Raw genomic sequence first — 23,261 nt, 5'->3', positions numbered from 1 at the left:
GCAACGGGTGTCCTGGCGCGTGCTCATGGCCGCACCACCACGATGTCGCCGGCTTCCGGGAACTTCATGCCCAGGCGCCCGCGCGCTTCCTGGTCCACGCGGGTGGCCTGGGCCAGGGTGGCCTGCTCCAGCTGCAGGCGGCCGAATTCGATATTGAGTTCGTCGCGCGCGTGCTCCAGCCGCGACAGCTCCACGAACAGCTGGCGGTGGCGGTGGCGCATGAACACCACGCCGATCGCCGAGGCGATCGTGCAGGCCAGCAGTACCACCAGCAGCAGCCGGCTCATGCGGCGCCCCCGGCGGTGGCCGGCGCGCGCTTTTCCGCCACCCGCAGCACCGCGCTGCGCGCGCGCGGGTTGGCCGCCAGCTCGTCGTCCCCGGCCTTGATGGCGCCGCCGACCAGGTCCAGGGTCGGCACGAACGCCTGCACTTCCGGCAGCCGGCGGTTGCTCGGCGGCGCCTTGGCGTGGCGGTTCATGAACTGCTTGACGATGCGGTCTTCCAGCGAATGGAAGCTGATCACCGCCAGCCGGCCACCGGGCTTGAGCCGCGCCAGCGCCGCGTCCAGCCCGGCCTCCAGGTCGGCCAGCTCGCGGTTGATGTGGATGCGGATGGCCTGGAAGCTGCGCGTGGCCGGGTGGATCTTGTCCTTGCCGCGCGGCATCACCGACGCGATCAGCTCGGCCAGCTCGGCGGTGCGCGAGAACGGCTGCCTGGCGCTGCGGTACTGGACGATGGCGCGGGCGATGCGGCGGCTCTGCCGCTCCTCGCCGTAGGTCCACAGCACGTCGGCGATCTCGCGCTCCTCGGCGCGGTTGAGCCACTGCGCCGCGCTTTCGCCCGCGTCCGGGTCCATGCGCATGTCCAGCGGACCGTCCTTGCCGAAACTGAAACCGCGCTCGGCCACGTCCAGCTGCGGCGAAGACACGCCCAGGTCGAACAGCACGCCATCCAGGCCGGCAGCGGTCTCGCTCCAGCCCAGCAGGTCGGCGAAGCTGCCGCGATGGATCGCCACGCGCGGGTCCGGCGCGAAATCACGCTCGGCCACGGCGATGGCTTCCGGATCCTTGTCCATCACCAGCAGGCGGCCATGCGCGCCGAGCTGGCGCAGCACGCCGCCGGCGTGACCGCCACGGCCGAACGTGCCGTCCAGATAGGTACCGTCCTCGATCACCCTCAGGCCCTGCAGGACCTGGGTGTACAGCACCGGCAGGTGAGCCGCCGGCGGCTGCGACACCGGAGGGTGACCGGCCTGCGCTTGACCGCGCACCCGGGCACCCCGGCTCACAACTTCAGATCGAGCAGCCCATCGCCCAGATCCTCGTCAGACAACGTCTGCTGGATCAGTGCGCGATGCGCTTGCTCGCTCCATAGTTCGAACTTGTCGCCCATGCCCATCAGCACCGCCTTCTTCTCGATGCCGACCGCGTTGCGGTGGCTCGACGGCAGGCTGATGCGGCCATTGCCATCCAGTTCCAGATGGGCGGCCGAGCCGACAAGTTTCTGCTGCAGGGTGCGCACCACGCGCTGGGTGTTGGGCTTGGCCATCACGTCGTCGCGCACCCGCTCCCACTCCTGCTCGGCGTACAGCCACAGGCACCCGGCTTCGAACGGGTTGTAGGTCAGCACCAGGCGGTTGCCGCTGGCACGCGCGACCAGGTCGCGGTAGGCGGTGGGCACCGCCATGCGTCCCTTGTCGTCAACCGTGATGGCCGTCTCGCCTTGAAACACGCCGTCTCTACCTTCAGTGCCTGATGTCGCCTGGGCGGTCATTGAACCACGGAAAACCACAAAAAACCCGGTTTTCCCTCGGATGACCACCTTAGCAGCGGGCGAAGGCTTGTCAACAACTTTTAGCGGGCAAAATCGTCATTCGCATCAAGGGCTTGCGCCGATCTTTAGAGACTTGTTCAAACTTTATCCACAAGTTGCTGTTTCGTCTCAAATTTTGAGATTTCAAGGAAATTCAGGCGTGTGGAAGCCGCGTGAAAACGCTGCCCGGGCAGGCCCACCATTCAGCGCGCCGTGGCCGCGACCCGCGCAGGCAGGCACACTGGCGCCATGTGCCTGGTCGCGCTCGCCTGGAAATCCCACCCCCGCTGGCGCCTGTTCATGGCAGGCAACCGCGACGAGTTCCACGCCCGCCCGAGCGCGGCCCTGGCGCGCTGGCCGGCGCCGCACGAGGACGTGGTCGCCGGCCGCGACCTGCGCTCGGGCGGCACCTGGATGGGCATCGGCGGCAACGGCCGCGTGGCGGTGATCACCAATGTGCGCGACCCGGGCGCCGCCAGCGGCGGACCGTCGCGCGGCGCCCTGGTGGCCGACTACCTGGCCGGCGCCGGCCCCTCCGCGGCCGGGCAGGTCGAGCGGCTGGCAGCCCGGGCCGGCGACTACGCACCGTTCAACCTGCTGCTGGCCGACCCCGACGGCTGCCACTACCTGGGCAACCACCCGCCGGCACGGCAGGCCCTGGCACCGGGCGTGCACGGCATGTCCAACGGCGCGCTCGACGCGCCGTGGCCGAAAACCCGGCGCCTGGCGGCCGCGCTGGAGGACTGGCTGGGACGGGACGACCCGCCGCTGGACGACCTGTGGGCCGCGCTCGCCGACGAATGGCGCCCGGACGACGCCGAACTGCCGGCGACCGGCATCGCCCTGCCGCTGGAGCGCCTGCTGTCGGCCGCCTTCATCCGCGGCCAGGACTACGGCACCCGCGCCAGCACCGTGATCGCCATCGACCACGACGGCCACGGCTTCATCGCCGAACGCCGCTTCGGCCCGCAAGGCGTGTTCCTGGGCCACAGCCGGCTGGATATCGCGCCCTGACCACACCGCGGCACGCGTATCGCCCCACGCACCCACCCCGATGCGAAGCGGGCAAGCCACGCCACCGAAGCAGCGCCACCCATCACGGCCAGCGCAAGAATCAGACCACTTCAACACCTGCCCGACGCGACGCGAAGCGAGCGAAGCCATGCCACCGGAGCAGCAGCTCCACACCACGACCAGCGCAAGGACCAGCCCGCTTCTACACCTGCCAGACGCGATGCGAAGCGAGCAAAGCCATGCCGCCGGCGCAGCGGCTCCAGACCACGACCAGCGCAAGGACCAGCCCGCTCCTACACCTGCCCGACGCGACGCGACGCGAGCATAGCCATGCCACCGGCGCAGCGGCTCCACACCACGACCACCGCAAGAATCAGACCGCTCCTACGCCTGCCAGACGCGATGCGAAGCGAGCAAAGCCATGCATCCGCAGCAGCAACTCCGCACCACGACCAGCGCGAGGATCAGGCCGCTCTTACGCCGGCCGAACGCGATGCGAAGCGAGCAAAGCCATGCAACCGGAGCCACAGCCCCCTTTAGTAAAGGGGGCGCGCCGACAGGCGCGGGGTTGTGGAGGGCAAAGGGCCCGGGGCCCACAGTTTTGTACCGCCTCCGCGGTACAAAACTGTGGGGCTTTTCCCGCCCAGCAGGCGGGAAAAGCGGCGGAGCCGGCCTGTAAGCCGGGTTCTGTCGTGGACAGTCATTCTTCTAGGCGCCACGTCACCGTGACGCTCGAGCAACCTACCCGGACCCGACGCGGGCCACGCCATTAGGTCCCTATTTGGTCTTGCTCCAGGTGGGGTTTGCCGTGCCGGTCCGTTGCCGGACTCGCGGTGCGCTCTTACCGCACCATTTCACCCTTACCGGCCTCCCGAAGGAGACGTAGGCGGTATCTTTCTGTTGCACTTTCCGTCGGCTCGCGCCGCCCAGGCGTTACCTGGCACCTTGCCCTGTGGAGCCCGGACTTTCCTCGGCGTTCCCGAAGGAACGACGCGACTGTCCGGCCGACTCCGCCGCGCGCATTGTACGTGCTGGCGGCGGCGCTGCGGGCATTACCGCGAAAGTCCGCCGGACAGACTTCAGGTTCCGGCATGCGCGGCCTGTCGCCGCGGCGGCTGCCCCGGCCCCGGGCAGCAGGCGGCGCCCCACCCGCGCCCGCGCCAGGGCGCGGCCTCAACCGCCGTACAGCAGCTTGCGCGGCGCGCCGCTCAGTTCGGCGGCGAGCTTGGCCGCGGTGGACGGCGGCAGGTGTTCCTTGAGCCGGGCATGCAGCCGGCGGCCTTCGGCGATCTTCGCCGCTTCGTCGTCGGCCGCGCCCTGCACCATCACCACGAACTCGCCCTTGCGCTGGTTGTCGTCGGCGTCGACCGCCGCGCGCAGTTGCGCCAGGGTGCCATCGAGCACGGTTTCGAACAGCTTGGTCAGTTCGCGCGCGACCACCGCCGGGCGTTCATCGCCGAACGCGGCGGCCATGTCGGCCAGCGACTCGGCGATGCGGTGCGAGGATTCGTAGAACACCAGGGTGCCGGTTTCACCGGCCAGGCGCTGCAGGCGTTCGCGGCGGGCCGCGGCCTTGGCCGGCAGGAAGCCCTCGAACACGAACCGGTCGCTGGGCAGGCCGGCCACGCTCAAGGCGGCGATCGCCGCGCAGGCGCCGGGCACCGGGCTGACCTTCACCCCGGCCGCACGCGCCGCGCGCACCAGGCGGAAGCCGGGGTCGCTGACCAGCGGGGTGCCGGCGTCGCTCACCACCGCCATCGATTCACCGCCGAGCAGGCGCGCCACCACGCGCTCGGCCATCGCTTCCTCGTTGTGGTCGTGCAGCGCCACCAGCGGCCGGCTGATGCCGAAGTGCGAGAGCAGCTGACCGGTATGGCGCGTGTCCTCGGCGCAGATCGCGGCCACCGACCGCAGTACCTCCTGCGCGCGCGGACTCAGGTCGGCGAGGTTGCCGATCGGGGTGGCGACAACGTACAGGGTGGCGGGGGTGGCGGGCATCATCGGCTTTTCCATGGGCAAGGGTAGAATCCTACCGTGTCACCCACCCGGCGCCGCCGCGTGCCGTTGAACGGACCCCGAATGAACAAGCCCGCCGCACGGATCACCGCCCTGTCCCTGTCGCTGCTGCTGTTGGCCGCTTGCGCCACCACCGGCCCGGCACCGACCACCTCGCCGGGGCAGCAGGCCGCCATCGCCCTGCTCGAACAGGGCAAACCGCGCGAAGCCGCGCAGCAGCTGGAAGCCGAAGCCGCGCTGGTCCGCGGCGCCGCAAAGGCGCAGTTGCTGGCTGATGCCGCGTTCGCCTGGCACGAGGCCAACGACGATGCGCGCGCGCGCATGCTGCTGCCGCAGGTGCAGGCGCGCCAGCTGAGCGGCGCCAGCCGCCAGCGCCATGCCCTGCTGGGCGCGGAACTGGCGCTGGCCGACAAGCAGCCGGCCGCCGCACTGCAGGCGCTGGGCACGCAGCAGCCCGACCTGTTGCCGGCGGCGCAGCAGGCGCGCTGGCACCTGGCCCGCGGCCAGGCACTGGAAGCCAACGGCGACGCCTTCGCCGCGGCCGCAGCCCGCGCCCGTGCCGGCGTGCTGCTGGCCGGTGCCGCGCGTACCGACAACCAGCGCGCCATCACCCGCCTGCTGGCCGGGCTGGACGACGCCACCCTGGCCAGCCGCAGCGCCGCGCTGGCGGCCGGCGACCCGCTCTACAACCATGCAGGGCGCGCGCTGATCGGCCGCGGCCTGCCGCTGCCGCGTCCGTTCGAGCGCGATGCCGCGTGGCAGCTGGATACCAGCAAGCGCCCGCCGGCCGACGCCGACGGCTATCGCCCGCCGTTGAAGATGGCGGTGCTGCTGCCGCTGTCCGGCACCCTGGCCACGGCCGCCGCGCCGGTGCGCGATGGCCTGCTGGCCGGTTACTACGGCGAGTACCGGCGCCGCCCGCAGGTCGATTTCATCGACACCCGCGGCACCCCGGCCGGCGCCATCGCCGCCTACGACAAGGCGGTGGCCGGCGGCGCCGATTTCGTGGTCGGCCCGCTCGGCCGCGACGAGGTCGACGCACTGTTCGGCCGCGAGCCGCTGCAGGTGCCGCTGCTGGCGCTCAACCGTGGCAAGGACAGCCCGCCCGCGGGCAGCGCCGGTTTTTCGCTGGCACCGGAGGACGACGGCATCATGGCCGCCGAATACCTGTTGGCGCGCGAGCGCGGCAAGGTGCTGGTGATCGGCAGCAACGACGACAACGGCCGCCGCGCCACCGCCGCCTTCGGCGAGCGCTTTGCCGAGCGCGGCGGCAAGGTGGTCGCCAGCCTCACCGTCGGCGACGCCCCCGGCGACATCGGCGCGCGCCTGCGCCAGGCCGGCGCGGTGGACGCGGTGTTCCTGGCGGTCAAGGGCCCGCAGGCACGGGCGCTGGCACCGCAGCTGGCGCTGGCCGGCATCGGTGGCGCCACCCGCGTGGGCACCTCGCAGCTGGTGTCGGGCACCGGCAAGGCCGAGGAGGACATGGCGCTGGACGGCATCGCGTTCCCCAGCGAAGCATGGACGGTACGTGGCGCGGCGGGCCTGCCCGCGGCCAGCGAGCTGGCCGCCACCCTGCCGACCGCGCGTGGTGCCGCCGCGCGCCTGTTCGCTTTCGGGTTCGACGCCTGGAAGATCTCCGCCTACCTGGAAAAGCTGGCCAACAGCACCCAGGGCGGCCTGGCCGGCGCCACCGGCACCCTGCACCTGGACGGCTTCGGCAACGTGCTGCGCACCCCGGCGTGGTCCACCTTCAGCGCCGGCCAGCCGGTGCCGATCGGTGATGGCCGCTGACCAGGCCGCACGCGGCGCCGCGGTGGAAGCCGCCGCGCGCCGCCACCTGGAGCAGGCCGGCCTGCGCTGGCTCGCCGGCAACGTCCGCTACCGCGGTGGCGAACTCGACCTGGTGATGGCGGACCCGGCCACCGGCGGCATCGTCTTCGTGGAAGTGCGCTACCGCCGCAGCCGCGCGTTCGGCGGCGGCGCCGCCTCGGTGGATGCCGGCAAGCGCCGGCGCCTGCTGCTGGCCGCACAGCTGTACCTGGGCGCGCACCCCGCCCACGCGCAGGCACCGTGCCGCTTCGACGTGGTCGAAGCCAGTGGCGAGCCGCCGCAGCTGCACTGGCTGCGCGACGCCTTCCGCGCCGACGACAGCTGATGCCCAGCGTGTTCAGCCATGCCGCCGTGCCGCTGGCCCTGTACTGCGCCAGCCGGCGCGGCCGCATCTCCGCGCGGCTGCTCTGCGCCGGCATCGTCGCCGCGGTGCTGCCCGATGCCGACGTGCTGGCGTTTGCCCTGCATATTCCTTATGCCGATGCCTTCGGCCATCGTGGCGCCAGCCATTCGCTGCTGTTCTGCGCGGTGCTGGCGGCGCTGGCACTGGCCCTGCACCGGCCGCTGCGCGCGGGGCCGGCGCAGGCGGCTGGCTTCGTCTTCGCCTGCGCGCTGTCGCACCCGCTGCTCGACGCGCTCACTTCCGGCGGCCTCGGCGTCGCGCTGGGGTGGCCGTGGAGCGACGCGCGCCTGTTCGCCCCGTGGCGGCCGATCCGCGTTTCGCCCTTCGCCAATGGCTTCTTCAGCGCACGCGGCCTGCACACCGTGCTGTCCGAACTGCGCTGGGTGTGGCTGCCGCTGGCGCTGGCGGTACTCGGCTGGCGCCTGATCCACTCCCGTTCCCCTGCCGGTTCCCGCACCCCATGACCGCCCTGCCCGCCGCATTCGACCAGACGCTCGCCGACCTGCTCGGCGCGCACTGGCGCACCGACCCCGCCGCCCTGGCCGCGCACGCACAGGACAATTCCTGGCGGCACGCGCTGCCGCTGGGCGTGGCGCTGCCGGAGGACCGCGCGCAGGTGCAGGCCATCGTGCGGGCGTGCCGCGCGCACGGCGTGCCGCTGGTCGGGCGCGGCGCCGGCACCGGCACCACCGGCGCCGCGGTGCCGGTCGCAGGCGGCATCGTGCTGTCGTTCGCGCGCATGAACCGCATCCTCGCGCTGCGCCCCGGCGACCGCTGCGCCGTGGTCGAGCCAGGCGTGCTCAACGGCGAGCTGCAGCAGGCGCTGATGCCGCATGGCCTGTTCTGGCCGCCGGACCCGTCCAGCTTCGAGAGCTGCAGCATCGGCGGCAACCTGGCCACCAATGCCGGCGGCCCGCGCGCGGTGAAGTACGGCACCACCCGCGACAACGTGCTCGGGCTGGTGGCGGTGACCGGCGCCGGCGAACTGATCGAATGCGGCGGCCCGTGGACCAAGGACGCCACCGGCTACGACCTCACCCACCTGCTGGTCGGCAGCGAGGGCACGCTGGCGCTGATCGTCGAAGCCACGCTCAGGCTGGCGCCGCGGCCACGCGCGCAGGCCGGGCTGCGCGTGCTCTACCGCGACGCGTCCAGCGCCGCGGCGGCGGTGTCGCGGGTGATGGCACAGCCGGCCACCCCGACCACGCTGGAGTTCATGGACGCGCGCAGCCTGGAACTGCTGCGCGGCAACGGCGCGCAGGTGCCCGATGCCGGCGCGATGCTGCTGATCGACGCCGACGGCGATGACGACACCCTGCCCAACAGCCTGCACGCGCTGGCCCAGGCGGCCGAGGGCGAGGGCCTGCTGGCGCTGGACGTGGCGATGGACGGCAGCGCGCGCGAGCGGCTGTGGGCGGCGCGGCGCGCATTGTCGCCAGCGCTGAAGAGCATCGCGCCGGGCAAGATCAACGAGGACGTGGTGGTGCCCGTCTCGCGCATCCCCGAACTGGTGGCCGGGGTGCAGGCGCTGTCGGCGCGCTTCGCGCTGCCCATCGTCACCTTCGGCCATGCCGGCAACGGCAACCTGCACGTGAACATCCTCTACCACCCCGATGACCCCGGCGAGAACGCGCGCGCGCACGCCGCGCTGCCGGAGGTGTTCGCACTGGCGCTCGGGCTGGGGGGCACCCTGTCCGGCGAGCACGGCATCGGCCTGGCCAAGCGCGATTTCATGGCGCAGGCCTTTACCCCGGCCACGCTGGCGGCGATGCGCGCGATCAAGCAGGCGCTGGACCCGGACGGCATCCTCAATCCGGGCAAGGTACTGCCCCCCGCGTAGGCCCGTCGCCACCACTACGCGGGGCAATGGACCCTGGACATCGCCCCCCGCAGTCCGCCGCGCGCCGGGCCGCGGCATGCAACGCCCACGACGTCGACGCCTGGCAGGCGCGGGTCCACGAAGAAGCGGTGTTCACCGCGCCCTGCGGTCGCCAATTACTCCCGGAAACCGGCCGCATGCGGCGCGGCAAGGCGGCCATCCGCGCCTGCTGGAACACAGGGCTGGTGCGCATCCCGCCCTATGCGTCCAGGCCGATGCGGTATCCGCCGGCGTCGATGCCCGGGTCATCGCCTGCACCTGCAAGGCGTTCGAGTGAATGAGGTGCCGCACGTTTCAGGCGGGCGGCTGATCCAGAGCCATGGCACCTGCCCGCCCGGCACACCCCGACCCGTGCGCGCCGAGCAGCACCGCTGCGCACGTGCCGGCGCGGCGCGCGACCTACGCCGTGAAATGGCGATAGCCCGCGGCACGCTCGCCGCCGGCATCGCCCTCGCAGCGGACGCCGCGCCCCCCGGCGATCACGCCGATGCGCGTCAACGGCAGCGCCAGCGTCGATGACAGCGCATGCAGCGCCTGGCGCCGTTCCGGCGCGGCGGTGAAGCACAGTTCGTAGTCGTCGCCGCCGCGCAGCGCGCAGTCGCGCGCGTCATCGGTCCCCAGCGCGTCGCACAGGGCGGACGACAATGGCAGTGCGTCGGCCTGCACCACCGCGGCCACGCCGCTGCGCGAGGCGATGTGGCCGAGGTCGGCGAGCAGGCCATCGGAGACGTCGGCCGCCGCATGCGCCAGTCCACGCAGCGCCAGCCCCAGCGGCAGCCGCGGCATCGGCCGCTGCAGCCGCTGGCGCAGGCGTTCGCAATCGGCGTCGGCCGCGGCGACGCGCACGTCCAGCCGGCCCTGCTGCCACAGCCGCAGCGCGCCGGCGGCGTCGCCCGGGTGGCCGCTGATCCAGATGTCGTCGCCCACCCGCGCACCGTCACGGCGCAGTGCCTGCGCGGCCGGCAACTGCCCAATCGCGGTGATCGAGATCGACAACGGCCCGCGCGTGGTGTCGCCGCCGACCACGGCGATGCCGCTGGCATCGGCCAGTGCGAACAGCCCATCGGCGAAGGCATCCAGCCAGTCGCCCTCGGCCTGCGGCAGGGACAGCGACAACGTGCACCAGGCCGGCGTGGCGCCCATCGCCGCCAGGTCGGACAGATTGGTCGCCAGCGCCTTCCAGCCGATGTCGGCCGGCGCGCTCTCGGCCGGGAAGTGCACGCCGGCATTGAGGGTGTCGGCGGTGACCGCCAGCTGCTGCCCCGACGCCGGCTGCAGCAGCGCCGCGTCGTCGCCGATGCCCAGCACGATGTCGGCGCGCGCCCGGGTGCGGCGCGCGATGCGTTCGATCAGGGCGAACTCGTCAAGGCTCATGGGCAGGCATTCCTGGAACGAAAACGCCGGCGCCGCTGCGGCCGGCCCCGGCGTCGTGCTGGAAGCGGCCGGCGCACCCGCGCACCGGCAGCGGCGTTACTGGCCCGATTCGACCTTGCGCCATTCCACGGCGGCGCGGTCGAGCACGCCATTGACGTAGGTGTGGCCATGCTCGGAGCCGAAACGCTTGGCGGTCTCGATGGCCTCGTTGATCACCACCCGGTACGGCACGTCGACGCGGTGGCGCAGCTCGTAGGCGGCCACGCGCAGCACCGCGCGTTCGATCGCGTCGACCTCTTCGACCGGGCGGTCCACGAACGGCGCCAGCGCCTCGTCCAGCTCGCGGCGGTGGTCGAGCACCCCGCGCAGCAGGTTCTCGAAGTAGGCCAGGTCGGCCACTTCATGCGCCTGCTCGTGGGCGAACTGGGCCAGCAGCGACTCGGCGTTGCCGCCGGAGATCTGCCACGCGTAGATCGCCTGCAGCGCACGCCGGCGCGCGCGCGAACGCAGCACCGGGTCGACGCCGTCGCGGCGGAAGGGCTTGCCGGCAGGCTTGCCGTGGTTCTTGTTGCTCATGGCAGCTGCTCCAGAAGATTGACCATTTCCAACGCCGCCAGTGCGGCTTCTTCGCCCTTGTTGCCGTGGCTGCCGCCGGCGCGGGCCTCGGCATCCTCCACCCGTTCGACCGCCAGCACGCCATTGAGTACCGGCACGCCGAAATCCAGCTGCGCGCGCATCAGGCCCTCGGCGCAGCGGTCGGCCACGTGCTCGTAGTGGCGGGTGTCGCCGCGGATCACGCAGCCCAGGGTGATGATGGCCGCATGCCGGCCGGCGGCGGCCAGGCGGGTGGCGACCAGCGGGATCTCCCAGGCGCCGGGCACGCGTACCACGTCGATGGCGTCCTCGCCGATGCCGTTGCCGGCCAGGCTCTGCCGCGCGCCGGCCACCAGCACGTCGGTGATGCGCGCGTTCCAGCGGCTGGCGATGATGACGAAACGGGCCGATCCGGCCGGGCGGAGGTCGCCTTCGTAGTGGCTCATGGGGCGGTGCGATGCAAAAGGTGGGTCAGTTTACCGTGTAGGTGCGGGGCGTGCCCCGCACACGACGGCCGCGGGGCGGGACCAGGCCGCCCCGCGGCGCTCAGGGCTGCAGGGTCTCGACGATCTCCAGGCCATACCCGGCCAGGCCGATCTGCCGGCGCGGGGTACCGAGCACGCGCAGCTTGCCCAGGCCCAGGTCGGCCAGGATCTGCGCGCCGGCACCGTTGCGACGCCACTGGCCCACATCCTTGTCCTTGCCGGCCGGGCGCACTTCCGGCTCGCGCCGCAGGCGCGCCAGCAGCGCGTCGGAATCGCGCGGCGCCGACAGCACCACCATCACCCCGTGGCCTTCGCCGGCGATGGCGCGCAGCGCGTCGGTGGCGGCCACGCCGAAATCGTCGCGGCGCCAGTGCAGCAGATCGGCCAGCGGGTTCTCGACCTGCACCCGCACCAGGGTCGGGGTGTCCTTGTGCGGCTGGCCCTTGACCAGCGCGAAATGCAGGTCGTGGGCGATGCGGTCGCGGTAGGTGACCAGGGTGAAGGCGCCGAACTCGGTGTCGATCTCGCGCGCGTCCACGCGTTCGACGGTGTGCTCGGTGGCCAGGCGGTAGGCGATCAGGTCGGCGATCGAGCCCATCTTCAGCCCGTGCTCGCGCGCGAACACCTCCAGCTCGGGGCGCCGCGCCATGGTGCCGTCGGGGTTGAGGATTTCCACCAGCACGCCGGCCGGCTCCAGCCCGGCCAGCATCGCCAGGTCGACCCCGGCCTCGGTGTGGCCGGCGCGGGTCAGCACGCCGCCGGGCTGGGCGATCAGCGGGAAGATGTGGCCGGGCTGGTGCAGGTCCGACGGCCGCGCATCGGGCCTGACCGCGGTGCGGATGGTGTGGGCGCGGTCGGCGGCGGAGATGCCGGTGGTCACGCCCTCGGCGGCCTCGATGCTGACCGTGAAGTTGGTCTGGAACTGCGCGGTGTTGGCGCGCACCATCGGCGCCAGCCCGAGCTGGCCGGCGCGCTCGCGGGTCAGCGGCAGGCACACCAGGCCACGGCCGTGGGTGACCATGAAATTGATGTCCGACGGCTTGACCAGCTCGGCGGCCATGATCAGGTCGCCTTCGTTCTCGCGGTCCTCGTCGTCGACGATCACCACCATGCGGCCGGCGCGGATCTCTTCCAGCAGTTCGGGGACGGGGGCGAAGTTCATGCGCTGGCTCCCTGGCCTTGCGGATGCCGGCCGTCGGCCGGCATTCCGATCAGTTTTTCCACATAGCGCGCTACCAGGTCGATTTCCAGATTGACGACGTCACCGACGCCGGTGTGGGCGAAACGGGTATGGGCGACGGTGTGCGGAATCAGCGCCACCTCGAAACCGGCGTCGTCGGCCTCGTTGACGGTGAGGCTGACGCCATCGACGCAGATCGAGCCCTTCTTCGCGATGTATTTCAGCAGGGGTGCGGGCGCGGCGAAGCGCCAGCGCTGCGCGCGGGCGTCGTCATGGATCGACAGTACCGTACCGATGCCATCGACGTGGCCGCTGACCAGGTGGCCGCCGAGGCGGTCGCTCGGGCGCATGGCGCGCTCCAGGTTCAACGCCGCGCCGACCGCGAGCCGGCCGAGCGTGGTCAGGCCCAGGGTCTCGGTGGAGGCATCGGCCTGGAACGAGTTGGCGTCGAATGCGATCACGGTCAGGCACACGCCGTTGACCGCGATGCTCTCGCCCAGCCGCACCTGCTCGAACGGCAGGCTGCCGACCTCGAAGGTAAAGCGGACGTCGCCGCCGACGGGCTCATGCGCGGCCAGGCGGCCGACGCCTTCGATGATGCCGGTGAACATCAGCGCACCCCCATGGCCAGCGGCCGGGAGAGCGGATGGAGGATGGAGAGGGTTTTCATGAACGTTTCCCGCGGTTGGAGAGCGAAAAACGCCGCAAGGCATACAGGCACACGCACGGCGGGGCCGCGCGCGGGCCGTCTTCTTTCATCCGGACTCTAGGCGGCACCGCATTCGCGGCATCGCCAACCGTCGGCTCCGGCATCGGACCGGATCTGCTGACCCTCGGCCGCTGGAACCCGCATGGTGCGGATTCCCGCGAGCGGACTCGCGTGCCGGCCTCGGCGCTCGCGGGCTCGTGCGCGCTCCCCTCGGGGAACCGCGCACCTACCGCCGGTGGGGAATTACACCCCGCCCTGAAGACGTTCGTGGTTGCCGGCGAACCGGCCGGCGCATTGTACCAGCCCGCCCGCAGCGGACCTGTCCGGCAGATGGATGGCAGTGTTGCAGCGGCAGCGCACCCCCGTAGGTGCCGGGCTTGCCCGGCACGGCTTTCCGCGAACCGTGGCGGGAGCGTGCGGGGCGAGCCCCGCACCTACGGGATGGCGGGGTGCAGCAGCAGGTCCTTGCCGACCCTGTGCGGGGCGGGCTCCGCACCTACCTCCAGCGGCCGCGCACTTTCGCCCGCACGTGCGCTCCTGCACCTCGCGGCGACAGCGCGCCTCCGTAGGTGCCGGGCTTGCCCGGCACGGCTTTCCGCGAATCGTGGCGGGAGCGTGCGGGGCGAGCCCCGCACCTACGGGGTGGCGGGGTGCAGCGGCAGGTCCTTGCCGACCCTGTGCGGGGCGGGCTCCGCACCTACCTCCAGCGGCCGCACATCCTCGCCCGCACATGCACTCCTGCACGTTGCGGCGGCATCGCATCTCCGTAGGTGCCGGGCTTGCCCGGCACGGCTTTTAGCGAACCGTGGCGGGAGCGTGCGGGGCGAGCCCCGCACCTACGGGATGGCGGGGTGCAGCCGCAGGTCCTTGCCAACCCTGTGCGGGGCGAGCCCCGCACCTACCTCCAGCGACCGCACGCCCTGCCCCGCACGTGCGCTCCTGCACGTTGCGGCGGCTGCCCACCTCCGTAGGTGCCGGGCTTGCCCGGCACGGCTTTCCGCGAACCGTGGCGGGAGCGTGCGGGGCGAGCCCCGCACCTACGGGGTGGCGGGGTGCAGCAGCAGGCGCAGGTCCTTGCCGACCATGCGCAGGTCGCCCACCTGCAGCGGCCGTGCCTGCGCCATCGTGTCGATGCCCAGCCCGGCCAGCAACGGACGCGCGCCCTCGCCCATCAGCAACGGCGCCAGGTACAGCAGCAGCTCGTCGACCAGGCCCGCGCGCAGCAACGCCCCGCACAGGGTCGGGCCGGCTTCGACGTGGGCCTCGTTGATGCCGCGCGCGGCCAGCAGCGCCATGACCGCGGCCAGGTCGAAGCGGCCGTCGGCCAGCAACGGCGCGGCGGCGAACTCGGCGCCCTGCAGCGCCGGCGCCGGCAACGCCGGATCGTGCAGGTACAGCGTGGGCGCGCCGCCGTCACGTACCCGCGCGCAGGCCAGCGTGCGCAGCCGCGCGTCGAGCACCACCCGCAGCGGCGGCAGGAACTCGCCGGCCTCCGGGCGCGCGGTCAGCGCCGGGTCGTCGGCCAGCACCGTCGCCGCGCCGGTCAGGATCGCCCCGGCACGCGCACGCCAGCGCTGCACGTCGGCGCGTGCCGCCTCGCCGGTGATCCACTTGGATTCGCCGCCGGCCATGGCGGTGCGCCCGTCCAGGCTGGCGGCCAGCTTCACCCGCACCAGTGGCCGGGCGCGCTCGATGCGCGACAGGAAGCCACGGTTCAACGCGCGCGCCTGCCCGGCCATCAACCCGACCGCCACCTCGATCCCGGCCTGGCGCAACAGCGCGAAGCCGCCGCCATCGACATCCGGGAACGGATCGCCCATCGCCGCGACCACCCGCGCCACGCCCGCCTCGATCAGCGCCAGGGCGCACGGCGGCGTGCGCCCGTAGTGCGCACACGGCTCCAGGGTGACGTAGGCGGTGGCGCCGCGCGCGCGCGCGCCGGCCGCGCGCAGCGCGAACACCTCGGCATGCGGGCCGCCGGCACGCTGGTGGAAGCCCTCGCCGACGACCGCGTCGCCGTGGGCGATGACGCAGCCGACCATCGGATTGGGCCGGGTGGTCCATGCCCCGCGTTCGGCCAGGCGCAGCGCGCGCGCCATCATCTGGTGATCGGTGGCGGTGAACTCATGCATGGGAAACCTCATCGGAAACAGGTGGCGTACCGCCTCGGGGCGGCGCCGGATCGATCCGCATCACGGTGACCGCCAGTGGCCCGAGCTGCAGCCGGGTATGTGGTGCCCAGCCCAGTGCGTGGTACCACGGCACCATCGCCGCCTCGCAGTAAAGATACAGGCGCGGCACGCCCAGCTGCGCGGCCTGCGCCACGCAGTGCCGGACCAGCCGCGCGCCAACGCCGCGGCCACGCGCATCGGGCCGCACGTACAGCGACGCCAGCCACGGCGACCAGCCACGGATCTGCTCGTGGTCGTCATGCAGCAGGCTCACCGAGCCCAGCCAGCCGGCGTCGTCCTCGGCCACCCAGGTACAGGGAATGGTGTCGTCGCGCTGCATGCGCAGCTCGGCCTCGGCCTGTTCGACGGTCCACGCCGGCAGCAGCGTGCCGAAGGCCTGCACATGCGCCCGCGCCAACGCCGGCAGCCACCCGGGCCGCGCCTGCAGACCGACGATGCGCACCGGCGTCAGCGCGATGCCTTGCGCTCGCGGCGTGCGGCGGTGGCGACGTCCAGCAGCGACAGCTGCTCGTCGCCGGCCGGGTGGTCGCGCTCGAGCTTCTCGATCTCGTCGCGGAAGTCGGCCACGTCCTCGAAGCTGCGGTAGACCGAGGCGAAGCGCACGTAGCCGACATGGTCGAGCTTGCGCAGTTCGTCCATCACGAACTCACCGACGCGGATCGACGGTACCTCGCGCTCGCCGCTCATGCGCAGCTGGTGCACCACCGCGCGCACCGCCGCCTCGATCCGCTCCTCCGCCACCGGCCGCTTCTGCAGCGCGCGGTCGAAGCCGACCCGCAGCTTGCGCGCATCGAACGCCTCGCGCCCGCCATCGCTCTTGACGATGACCGGCAGCTTCAGCTCGATGGTCTCCAGCGTGGAAAAGCGCTCGCCGCAGGCTTCGCAGCCGCGCCGGCGGCGGATGGTCGCCCCATCCTCGGAAACGCGCGAGTCGATCACGCGGGTATCGGTGTGCTGGCAGAAGGGACAGTGCATGGGCTGGAACCAGTGGAGAGGATCAGGACGCGAACACAGGTTACCCGCGATCCGGGCGCAGCGTCCGATGCGTCAACGCTCGCCGTTACCCTGAAACATCGCGTTCCGGTAGCGGGAAACCACCATCGCCACACTGGTGATCGGCTGCGCATTCACCGTCGCCGGCCGGTATCTGGCGCGCATCAGCAGGCGCTTGGTGACGACGTCATAGCCTTCGTCGGTCGCGCAGACCGGCACCACATCCAGCGCTTTTCCCGTGCTGTCCACCAGCACCGCGGTGACTACCAGCCCAGGTTGCGGCGGCAACCCACGGGTCAGCGCCGGATTGGACTGGACGGCGAGCACCCGCGCCGCCTCATGCGCCTGCGGAGAGGCCGGTTCGGGCTGCACAGGCCAGGCATCACCGAACACCTGGCCCAGGGTCCTGCCCGGCACGCGCTCCAGATCACCCTGCTTGCAGGTGATCGGAAGATCGCGGTTGGCATTGAGCGAATGATCCCGCCGCGATGTCAGCTCGGCCTCCTCCGCGCACACCTGCAGCGACACCATGCAGAACAACAGGGCAAGACCACCACACAGCACTCGCTTCATTCTTCCTCCTGGAACGGCCAGCTTGCCGAAGACCCCATGGCGGGAGCGTGCCATGGGGTGTCCTCCCTGTCCCCTGTCAGCCGTAGACCGGGAACTGCCTGCACTGCAGGGTCACGTTCTCGCGCACGCCGGCGATGACGTTGTCGTCGTTCGGGTTGTCCAGCACGTCGGCGATCCAGTTGGCCAGTGCCACGCAGTCCGGCTCCTTGTAGCCGCGGGTGGTGATGGCCGGGGTACCCAGGCGCAGGCCCGATGTGACGAACGGCGAACGCGGGTCGTTCGGCACCGAATTCTTGTTGACGGTGATGTGGGCCTTGCCCAGCGCCGCTTCCGCGTCCTTGCCGGACACGTCCTTGCCGATCATGTCCACCAGCATCAGGTGGTTCTGGGTGCCGCCGGAGACGATCTTGTAGCCGCGCGAAATCAGCGTTTCGGCCATCGCCTGGGCGTTCTTCACCACCTGCTGCTGGTAGGCCTTGAACGCCGGCTCCAATGCTTCCTTGAAGGCCACCGCCTTGGCCGCGATGACGTGCATCAGCGGGCCGCCCTGGATGCCCGGGAACACGATCGACTGCAGCTTCTTCTCGATCTCCTCGCCGGCGCCCTTGGCGATGATGATGCCCCCGCGCGGGCCGCGCAGGGTCTTGTGGGTGGTCGAAGTGACCACGTGGGCGTGCTCGATCGGGTTCGGGTAGACGCCGGCGGCGACCAGGCCGGCCACGTGCGCCATGTCCACGAACAGGTAGGCGCCGACCTTGTCGGCGATGGCGCGGAAGCGCGCCCAGTCGACGATCTGCGAATAGGCCGAGAACCCGGCCACGACCATCTTCGGCTTGTGTTCCAGCGCCAGCCGCTCGACTTCGTCGTAGTCGATCAGGCCCTGCTCGTTCACCCCGTACTGGACGGCGTTGAACAGCTTGCCCGAGGCGTTGACCTTGGCGCCGTGGGTCAGGTGGCCGCCATGGGCCAGGCTCATGCCGAGGATGGTGTCGCCCGGCTGCAGCAGCGCGAAGTACACGGCCTGGTTGGCCTGCGAGCCGCTGTGCGGCTGCACGTTGGCGTAGTCGGCGCCGAACAGCTGCTTGAGCCGGTCGATGGCCAGCTTCTCGGCGATGTCCACGTACTCGCAGCCGCCGTAGTAACGCTTGCCCGGGTAACCCTCGGCGTACTTGTTGGTCAGCTGGCTGCCCTGGGCTTCCATCACCATCGGGCTGGCGTAGTTCTCGCTGGCGATCAGCTCGACATGGTCTTCCTGGCGCTGGCACTCGGCGGCGATGGCCTTGGCCAACTCGGGGTCGTAGGACTCGATACGGGCGTCACGCGGGAACATCTCGGCTCCTGGGAGGGTGGGCGGGGAGAGCGCCGATTGTAGCGCTTCCCCGGCCCCGCACCGGCCGCCGCCCGCGCCGCGCCCGAAAAGCAAGGGCGCCCCGGGGGCACCCTGCCGTCACGCGACCGCCGCCTCAGTGGTTGAACACGATGTCGGCGATGATGCCGGTGGCGATGGCCACCATCAGCAGGTTGCCGCGGTCGTCGCGGATCCAGCGGTGGCCGTGCGGCGGCCGGCGCAGGTGGTAACGGTCGTAGTCGTTGACCACGTAGACCGGGCCGCCGTAGTAGTTGTTGTAGCGGTAGCCGCGCTCGAACCCGTAGGGGCGGTAGACCACGCGCGGCGGCGGGGCGTAGTAGCGGCGGTCGTTGTGGCGGGCGTCGCGGTAGCCCTCGCGGTAGCCGGCGTTGTAGTGGCGGCGGTCGTCACGCCAGTCGCGGCGGTCCTCGCGCCACTCGCGGCGGTCATGACCGTGGCCGCGGCCGCGGTCGTCCCAGCCGTGGCGGCCGCGATCGTGGTCGCGGTCGCGGTCGCCGGCGGCGAAGGCCGGGGCCGTGGCGCCGAAGGCCAGCAGGGTGGTCATCGCGGCGACTGCAAGTCGGTGCATCTTCATGGTGGCCCTCGCGGTGTTGATGGACGCATTCCATCATGCTCACGCGATCTGAACGGTTTCCGGCTGGAAACGGTTACCGATACCGCCATTCATGGTCCGGCCAGCCGTGCCGCGGCCGCCGGTGCGGGGCGGCTTCCCGCTATAATCGCCCATTCCCTTTTGCCTCGGGCTCGTCCGCCTTGCGGACCGGGCGCGGGCGTGCGCTACGGAGACGTCATGTCCTCGCAATACATCTACACCATGAACCGCGTCAGCAAGGTGGTCCCGCCCAAGCGGCAGATCATCAAGGACATCTCGCTGTCGTTCTTCCCGGGCGCCAAGATCGGCCTGTTGGGCCTGAACGGCGCCGGCAAGTCCACCGTGCTCAAGATCATGGCCGGCGTGGACACCGATTTCGAGGGCGAGGCCCGCCCGCAGCCCGGCATCAAGGTCGGTTACCTGGCCCAGGAGCCGGAGCTGAACCCGGAGCACACCGTGCGCCAGGCCGTGGAAGAAGGCGTGGGCGACGTGCTGCAGGCGCAGGCCGCACTGGAAGCCGTGTATGCGGCCTACGCCGAGGAAGGCGCCGATTTCGACGCGCTGGCCAAGGAGCAGGAGCGCCTGGAGGCGATCCTCGCCGCCGGTGACGCGCACACCGTCGAACAGCAGCTGGACGTGGCCGCCGATGCGCTGCGGCTGCCGCCGTGGGACGCGGTGATCGGCAAGCTGTCCGGCGGCGAGAAACGCCGCGTCGCGCTGTGCCGGCTGCTGCTGCAGAAGCCGGACATGCTGCTGCTCGACGAACCGACCAACCACCTGGACGCCGAGTCGGTGGAGTGGCTGGAGCAGTTCCTGCACCGCTACACCGGCACCGTGGTGGCCGTCACCCATGACCGCTACTTCCTGGACAACGCCGCCGAGTGGATCCTGGAACTGGACCGCGGCCGCGGCATCCCGTGGAAGGGCAACTACACCCAGTGGCTGGAGCAGAAGGAAGAGCGGCTCAAGCAGGAAGAGAACCAGGAAAAGGCCCGCCAGAAGGCGATCGCCAAGGAACTGGAGTGGTCGCGGCAGAACGCCAAGGGTGGCCGCTCCAAGGGCAAGGCGCGCCTGGCCCGCCTGGAAGAGCTGCAGTCGGTCGACTACCAGAAGCGCAACGAGACCAACGAGATCTTCATTCCGCCGGGCGAGCGCCTGGGCAACTCGGTGATGGAGTTCAGGAACGTCTCCAAGAAGTTCGGCGACCGCCTGCTGATCGACAACCTGTCGATGATCATCCCGCCGGGCGCCATCGTCGGCATCATCGGCCCCAACGGCGCCGGCAAGTCGACCCTGTTCAAGATGATCACCGGGCAGGAGAAGCCGGATTCGGGCGAGATCGTGATCGGCCCGACGGTGCAGCTGTCCTACGTGGACCAGAGCCGCGAGAAGCTGGAAGGCAACCACACCGTCTTCCAGGAGATCTCCGGCGGGCTGGACATCCTCAACATCAACGGCGTCGAGATCCAGTCGCGCGCCTACATCGGCCGCTTCAACTTCAAGGGCCAGGACCAGCAGAAGATGGTCGGCTCGCTGTCCGGTGGTGAACGCGGCCGCCTGCACATGGCCAAGACCCTGCTGCAGGGTGGCAACGTGCTGCTGCTCGACGAACCGTCCAACGACCTGGACATCGAAACCCTGCGCGCGCTGGAAGACGCGCTGCTGGAGTTCCCGGGCAACACGTTCGTCATTTCGCACGACCGCTGGTTCCTGGACCGCATCGCCACCCACATCATCGCCTTCGAGGGCGATTCGCACGTGGAGTTCTTCCAGGGCAACTACCGCGAGTACGAAGAGGACAAGAAGCGCCGCCTCGGCGACGACGCCGGTCCCAAGCGCCTGCGGTTCAAGGCACTGAAGTAAGCAGCACCCGGACGGCCGCAGCGATGCGGCCGTCCGCTTTCCAGCCCCCGCCCCGCCCGGACGTGGGTGCCGGCCGGCACGGCGCGTGGCGACGCCCCCGTCATGGCCGCGACCGCAGGATGTCGTGGCGACCGCCCCCGGCGCTGCCCCCTTCACCCCAAGGGCAGCGCGTCCTCCCCCACCCGGCAGCCCGGATTCCCCCATGCGCCTCCTCGACCGCCTGTTCAAGCTCCGCCAGCACGGCACCGACGTCCGCACCGAAGTGCTGGCCGGGCTGACCACCTTCCTGACGATGTCCTACATCGTGTTCGTCAACCCCGACATCCTCGGCACCACCGGCATGGACCCGGGCGCGGTGTTCGTGGCCACCTGCCTGGCCGCGGCGATCGGCTCGACGGTGATGGCGCTGGCGGCCAACTTCCCGGTCGGCATGGCGCCGGGCATGGGCCTCAACGCGTTCTTCGCCTTCACCGTGGTCGGCGCGGCCGGGCTGCCGTGGCAGCAGGCGCTGGCGGCGGTGTTCATTTCCGGGCTGGTGTTCCTGGTGCTGTCGCTGAGCGGCATCCGCGCGTGGCTGGTGGCCGGTATCCCCGCCTCGCTGCGCGCGTCCATCGTCGCCGGCATCGGCCTGTTCCTGGCGATCATCGCGCTGCAGAAGTCCAACGTGATCGTCGCCAACCAGGACACCATGCTGGCGCTGGGCCCGCTGAACACCGTGCCGCCGCTGCTGGCGCTGGGCGGCTTCCTGCTGATCGCCGTGCTCGAGGCGCGGCGCGTGCGCGGCGCCATCCTGATCGGCATCCTCGCGGTCACCGCCGCCGGCTGGCTGGCCGGCGACGTGCAGTACCAGGGCCTGGTATCGCTGCCGCCGAGCCTGGCGCCGACCTTCCTGCAGCTGGACCTGCCCGGGCTGCTGCACCACGACGGCGGCGCGCCGCTGGCGGTGCTGCTGCAGGTGGTGCTGGTGTTCGTGCTGGTGGAGGTGTTCGACGCCACCGGCACGCTGTACGGCGTGGTTGGCCGCGCCGGCCTGCTCGACCTGGCCGATGGCAGGAAGCGCTTCGGCCGCGCGCTGCTGGCCGACAGCAGCGCGATCGTCGCCGGTTCGCTGCTGGGCACCAGTTCCACCACCGCCTTCGCCGAGAGCGCCTCCGGGGTGCAGGCCGGTGGCCGCACCGGGTTGACCGCGCTGGTGGTGGCGGCGCTGTTCCTGGCCGCGCTGCTGTTCTCGCCGCTGGCGGGCATGGTGCCGGCCTATGCGACCGCGCCGGCGCTGCTGTTCGTGGCCGGGCTGATGCTGCGCGAGCTGGTCAACGTCGAATGGGGCGACCTCACCGAATCGGTGCCGGCGGCACTGTGCGCGCTGGCCATGCCCTTCACCTACTCCATCGCCAACGGCCTGGCGTTCGGCTTCATCGCCTATGCCGTGCTCAAGGCCGGCACCGGCCGCTGGCGCGAGGCGCGGCCGGCGTTGTGGCTGGTGGCGGGGCTGTTCGTGCTGCGCTTCGCGCTGGAGTGAAACCGGCACCCGCCGGTTCGCGGCCAGCGCGGCGGCCGCTCACGACGCCAGCATCAGCATGAAGATGGCCATGGCCACGGCCACGGAACTCAGTACCGAGAACACGCCGTAGCCCAGCAGGGCGCGCCATATCGTCGACCAGGCCGGGCGCCCCTCGAAGAACTGCAGCAACGAGTACACCGCGTAGGCGACGCCGGCCAGCCCCACCCATACCTGGGTACTCGGGATCCAGCGCTCGAACGGGATCAGCACGCTCCAGACCACGAAGACCTGCACCGTCAGCAAGGCGGTGATGACCAGCCATTCGGGATAGTTCAGGCGTCCATAGCGGCCGAACACCAGCCGCAGCACCCAGGCTTCGATCGGCAGCAGCGCCAGCGTGAAGGCGGCGAAATGCGCGTCGATCCAGCCGGCGACCGCCTTGCTCGCGGCAACGTACCGCGCCACCAGCGCCGCGGCACCCGGCTCGAGCCCCTGCGCCATGCCCGCGGGCGCATCCGTGTCCATCACCGTGCCGCCGGCGAACAGCCGGCTGAGCAGCACCACCGCCGCCGCGGTCACCATGACCAGCAGCAGCGGCTTGACGTGGTTGCCGCGGCGCCCGTCGATGTAGTCGCGCATCAACCTGCCCGGGCGCAGCATCAGTTCCCTGAGCGAATACAGGATGCCGCGGTCCATGTGCAGCACGCTGTGCTCCAGCTCGTGGCCGAGGAAATGCCAGTCGATGCGGTGGACCGGCGTGGGCTGGCCGCAGCCGGGGCAGAACTTCTGCTCCGGGCCGGTGACCGCGCGTGCGCAGTTGATGCAGTGGTCGTTGTCGTGCATCCCCATGCCTGCGCCTGTTGGAAGGGACGCATTCTAGCC

Annotated in this window: 24 protein-coding genes and 1 other RNA gene; 8 read left to right on the top strand and 17 right to left on the bottom strand. The window is 71.2% G+C overall.

Annotation, left to right across the window (positions count from 1 at the left end; translation table 11 throughout):
* Positions 1–23 precede the first annotated feature (23 nt).
* From ftsL to mraZ, 3 genes are read right to left on the bottom strand one after another with little or no spacing between them, the layout of a single operon-like run.
* Positions 24–287 (bottom strand): cell division protein FtsL, encoded by a 264-nt coding sequence (gene ftsL / locus AC06E6_RS00930; RefSeq protein ID WP_054667605.1) that lies wholly within the window; start codon positions 285–287, stop codon positions 24–26.
* Positions 284–1,270 (bottom strand): 16S rRNA (cytosine(1402)-N(4))-methyltransferase RsmH, encoded by a 987-nt coding sequence (gene rsmH / locus AC06E6_RS00925; RefSeq protein WP_104939604.1) that lies wholly within the window; start codon positions 1,268–1,270, stop codon positions 284–286. The genes ftsL and rsmH overlap by 4 nt, the downstream gene beginning before the upstream one ends.
* 14 nt (positions 1,271–1,284) lie before the next feature.
* Entirely contained in the window at positions 1,285–1,773 is a 489-nt protein-coding gene (gene mraZ, locus AC06E6_RS00920) for a division/cell wall cluster transcriptional repressor MraZ (protein WP_104939605.1), read from the bottom strand.
* Between the two features lie 288 nt (positions 1,774–2,061).
* Here mraZ and AC06E6_RS00915 point away from each other — a divergent pair, with 288 nt between their 5' ends.
* Entirely contained in the window at positions 2,062–2,826 is a 765-nt protein-coding gene (locus AC06E6_RS00915; RefSeq protein ID WP_478059959.1) for an NRDE family protein, read from the top strand.
* A gap of 660 nt (positions 2,827–3,486) precedes the next feature.
* Here AC06E6_RS00915 and rnpB read toward each other — a convergent pair.
* An RNA gene (gene rnpB / locus AC06E6_RS00910) (RNase P RNA component class A) lies at positions 3,487–3,838 on the bottom strand.
* Between the two features lie 161 nt (positions 3,839–3,999).
* Complete coding sequence (rsmI, locus tag AC06E6_RS00905) at positions 4,000–4,824, bottom strand: 16S rRNA (cytidine(1402)-2'-O)-methyltransferase (protein ID WP_478059957.1); 825 nt, start codon at positions 4,822–4,824, stop codon at positions 4,000–4,002.
* Positions 4,825–4,905: 81 nt separating this feature from the next.
* Here rsmI and AC06E6_RS00900 point away from each other — a divergent pair, with 81 nt between their 5' ends.
* From AC06E6_RS00900 to AC06E6_RS00880, 5 genes are read left to right on the top strand one after another with little or no spacing between them, the layout of a single operon-like run.
* Complete coding sequence (locus tag AC06E6_RS00900) at positions 4,906–6,633, top strand: penicillin-binding protein activator (protein ID WP_240213255.1); 1,728 nt, start codon at positions 4,906–4,908, stop codon at positions 6,631–6,633.
* On the top strand, positions 6,623–6,997 hold the full coding sequence (locus tag AC06E6_RS00895) for a YraN family protein (protein ID WP_104939608.1): 375 nt from the start codon (positions 6,623–6,625) through the stop codon (positions 6,995–6,997). Before AC06E6_RS00900 ends, AC06E6_RS00895 begins: the two co-directional genes overlap by 11 nt.
* The gene (locus tag AC06E6_RS00890) at positions 6,997–7,539 is read left to right on the top strand and encodes a metal-dependent hydrolase (RefSeq protein WP_478059955.1); all 543 of its coding nucleotides are present in this window, start codon (positions 6,997–6,999) and stop codon (positions 7,537–7,539) included. Before AC06E6_RS00895 ends, AC06E6_RS00890 begins: the two co-directional genes overlap by 1 nt.
* Positions 7,536–8,915: an FAD-binding oxidoreductase gene (locus AC06E6_RS00885; protein WP_478059953.1), complete on the top strand. Its 1,380-nt coding sequence runs from the start codon at positions 7,536–7,538 to the stop codon at positions 8,913–8,915. Before AC06E6_RS00890 ends, AC06E6_RS00885 begins: the two co-directional genes overlap by 4 nt.
* 26 nt (positions 8,916–8,941) lie before the next feature.
* A complete protein-coding gene (locus AC06E6_RS00880; protein ID WP_478059952.1) occupies positions 8,942–9,235 on the top strand; it encodes a nuclear transport factor 2 family protein in 294 nt (97 codons plus the stop codon).
* Positions 9,236–9,353: 118 nt separating this feature from the next.
* Here AC06E6_RS00880 and thiL read toward each other — a convergent pair whose 3' ends face one another.
* The 11 genes from thiL to AC06E6_RS00825 form a co-directional block, all read right to left on the bottom strand.
* The gene (thiL, locus tag AC06E6_RS00875; RefSeq protein WP_478059951.1) at positions 9,354–10,328 is read right to left on the bottom strand and encodes a thiamine-phosphate kinase; all 975 of its coding nucleotides are present in this window, start codon (positions 10,326–10,328) and stop codon (positions 9,354–9,356) included.
* A 96-nt stretch (positions 10,329–10,424) separates the two neighbouring features.
* Positions 10,425–10,904 carry a transcription antitermination factor NusB gene (nusB, locus tag AC06E6_RS00870; protein WP_104939612.1) on the bottom strand — a complete coding sequence of 160 codons (480 nt, stop codon included), beginning with the start codon at positions 10,902–10,904 and terminating at the stop codon, positions 10,425–10,427.
* Positions 10,901–11,368 (bottom strand): 6,7-dimethyl-8-ribityllumazine synthase, encoded by a 468-nt coding sequence (ribH, locus tag AC06E6_RS00865; protein WP_054667615.1) that lies wholly within the window; start codon positions 11,366–11,368, stop codon positions 10,901–10,903. Before ribH ends, nusB begins: the two co-directional genes overlap by 4 nt.
* Positions 11,369–11,468: 100 nt before the next feature.
* Positions 11,469–12,569, bottom strand: a complete 1,101-nt coding sequence (gene ribB, locus AC06E6_RS00860) for a 3,4-dihydroxy-2-butanone-4-phosphate synthase (RefSeq protein ID WP_293765246.1) — start codon at positions 12,567–12,569, stop codon at positions 11,469–11,471.
* Positions 12,566–13,198, bottom strand: coding sequence for a riboflavin synthase (locus AC06E6_RS00855; RefSeq protein WP_478059949.1), 633 nt, complete (start codon positions 13,196–13,198; stop codon positions 12,566–12,568). Before AC06E6_RS00855 ends, ribB begins: the two co-directional genes overlap by 4 nt.
* Before the next feature lie 1,135 nt (positions 13,199–14,333).
* Complete coding sequence (gene ribD, locus AC06E6_RS00850; RefSeq protein WP_478059947.1) at positions 14,334–15,428, bottom strand: bifunctional diaminohydroxyphosphoribosylaminopyrimidine deaminase/5-amino-6-(5-phosphoribosylamino)uracil reductase RibD; 1,095 nt, start codon at positions 15,426–15,428, stop codon at positions 14,334–14,336.
* Positions 15,421–15,939, bottom strand: coding sequence for a GNAT family N-acetyltransferase (locus tag AC06E6_RS00845; RefSeq protein WP_104939616.1), 519 nt, complete (start codon positions 15,937–15,939; stop codon positions 15,421–15,423). The genes ribD and AC06E6_RS00845 overlap by 8 nt, the downstream gene beginning before the upstream one ends.
* Positions 15,936–16,463: a transcriptional regulator NrdR gene (gene nrdR, locus AC06E6_RS00840; protein ID WP_478059945.1), complete on the bottom strand. Its 528-nt coding sequence runs from the start codon at positions 16,461–16,463 to the stop codon at positions 15,936–15,938. The genes AC06E6_RS00845 and nrdR overlap by 4 nt, the downstream gene beginning before the upstream one ends.
* 72 nt (positions 16,464–16,535) lie before the next feature.
* Positions 16,536–17,054, bottom strand: coding sequence for a hypothetical protein (locus AC06E6_RS00835; protein ID WP_478059943.1), 519 nt, complete (start codon positions 17,052–17,054; stop codon positions 16,536–16,538).
* Between the two features lie 76 nt (positions 17,055–17,130).
* Positions 17,131–18,384 carry a serine hydroxymethyltransferase gene (glyA, locus tag AC06E6_RS00830; RefSeq protein ID WP_293765254.1) on the bottom strand — a complete coding sequence of 418 codons (1,254 nt, stop codon included), beginning with the start codon at positions 18,382–18,384 and terminating at the stop codon, positions 17,131–17,133.
* Positions 18,385–18,517: 133 nt separating this feature from the next.
* A complete protein-coding gene (locus tag AC06E6_RS00825; RefSeq protein ID WP_478059941.1) occupies positions 18,518–18,997 on the bottom strand; it encodes an RcnB family protein in 480 nt (159 codons plus the stop codon).
* Positions 18,998–19,213: 216 nt separating this feature from the next.
* On the opposite strand from AC06E6_RS00825, the gene ettA reads away from it, so the two are divergent.
* Together ettA and AC06E6_RS00815 are read left to right on the top strand one after the other, a co-directional pair.
* Positions 19,214–20,878, top strand: a complete 1,665-nt coding sequence (gene ettA, locus AC06E6_RS00820) for an energy-dependent translational throttle protein EttA (RefSeq protein ID WP_104939620.1) — start codon at positions 19,214–19,216, stop codon at positions 20,876–20,878.
* Between the two features lie 202 nt (positions 20,879–21,080).
* Complete coding sequence (locus tag AC06E6_RS00815; RefSeq protein ID WP_104939621.1) at positions 21,081–22,397, top strand: NCS2 family permease; 1,317 nt, start codon at positions 21,081–21,083, stop codon at positions 22,395–22,397.
* A 39-nt stretch (positions 22,398–22,436) separates the two neighbouring features.
* On the opposite strand, the gene AC06E6_RS00810 is transcribed toward AC06E6_RS00815, so the two are convergent.
* Complete coding sequence (locus AC06E6_RS00810) at positions 22,437–23,222, bottom strand: DUF3667 domain-containing protein (protein WP_478059939.1); 786 nt, start codon at positions 23,220–23,222, stop codon at positions 22,437–22,439.
* Between the last annotated feature and the right edge of the window lie 39 nt (positions 23,223–23,261).

The sequence above is a fragment of the Stenotrophomonas sp. Steno-Z10-HUANG genome, assembly GCF_056393075.1.
Note: the sequence above shows the minus strand (reverse complement) of the source record. Positions and strands in the feature narration are given on the sequence as shown.

Coding starts and splice junctions, on each gene's coding strand:
- AC06E6_RS00880 (WP_478059952.1), top strand. CDS start 8,942: ATGGACCCTGGACATCGCCCCCCGCAGTCCGCCGCGCGCCGGGCCGCG.
- AC06E6_RS00810 (WP_478059939.1), bottom strand. CDS start 23,222: ATGCACGACAACGACCACTGCATCAACTGCGCACGCGCGGTCACCGGC.
- AC06E6_RS00885 (WP_478059953.1), top strand. CDS start 7,536: ATGACCGCCCTGCCCGCCGCATTCGACCAGACGCTCGCCGACCTGCTC.
- AC06E6_RS00900 (WP_240213255.1), top strand. CDS start 4,906: ATGAACAAGCCCGCCGCACGGATCACCGCCCTGTCCCTGTCGCTGCTG.
- ribB (WP_293765246.1), bottom strand. CDS start 12,569: ATGAACTTCGCCCCCGTCCCCGAACTGCTGGAAGAGATCCGCGCCGGC.
- mraZ (WP_104939605.1), bottom strand. CDS start 1,773: ATGACCGCCCAGGCGACATCAGGCACTGAAGGTAGAGACGGCGTGTTT.
- nusB (WP_104939612.1), bottom strand. CDS start 10,904: ATGAGCAACAAGAACCACGGCAAGCCTGCCGGCAAGCCCTTCCGCCGC.
- ribD (WP_478059947.1), bottom strand. CDS start 15,428: ATGCATGAGTTCACCGCCACCGATCACCAGATGATGGCGCGCGCGCTG.
- thiL (WP_478059951.1), bottom strand. CDS start 10,328: ATGAGCCTTGACGAGTTCGCCCTGATCGAACGCATCGCGCGCCGCACC.
- AC06E6_RS00835 (WP_478059943.1), bottom strand. CDS start 17,054: ATGAAGCGAGTGCTGTGTGGTGGTCTTGCCCTGTTGTTCTGCATGGTG.
- AC06E6_RS00895 (WP_104939608.1), top strand. CDS start 6,623: ATGGCCGCTGACCAGGCCGCACGCGGCGCCGCGGTGGAAGCCGCCGCG.
- ribH (WP_054667615.1), bottom strand. CDS start 11,368: ATGAGCCACTACGAAGGCGACCTCCGCCCGGCCGGATCGGCCCGTTTC.
- AC06E6_RS00825 (WP_478059941.1), bottom strand. CDS start 18,997: ATGAAGATGCACCGACTTGCAGTCGCCGCGATGACCACCCTGCTGGCC.
- ettA (WP_104939620.1), top strand. CDS start 19,214: ATGTCCTCGCAATACATCTACACCATGAACCGCGTCAGCAAGGTGGTC.
- rsmI (WP_478059957.1), bottom strand. CDS start 4,824: ATGCCCGCCACCCCCGCCACCCTGTACGTTGTCGCCACCCCGATCGGC.
- nrdR (WP_478059945.1), bottom strand. CDS start 16,463: ATGCACTGTCCCTTCTGCCAGCACACCGATACCCGCGTGATCGACTCG.
- ftsL (WP_054667605.1), bottom strand. CDS start 287: ATGAGCCGGCTGCTGCTGGTGGTACTGCTGGCCTGCACGATCGCCTCG.
- AC06E6_RS00890 (WP_478059955.1), top strand. CDS start 6,997: ATGCCCAGCGTGTTCAGCCATGCCGCCGTGCCGCTGGCCCTGTACTGC.
- glyA (WP_293765254.1), bottom strand. CDS start 18,384: ATGTTCCCGCGTGACGCCCGTATCGAGTCCTACGACCCCGAGTTGGCC.
- AC06E6_RS00915 (WP_478059959.1), top strand. CDS start 2,062: ATGTGCCTGGTCGCGCTCGCCTGGAAATCCCACCCCCGCTGGCGCCTG.
- AC06E6_RS00815 (WP_104939621.1), top strand. CDS start 21,081: ATGCGCCTCCTCGACCGCCTGTTCAAGCTCCGCCAGCACGGCACCGAC.
- AC06E6_RS00855 (WP_478059949.1), bottom strand. CDS start 13,198: ATGTTCACCGGCATCATCGAAGGCGTCGGCCGCCTGGCCGCGCATGAG.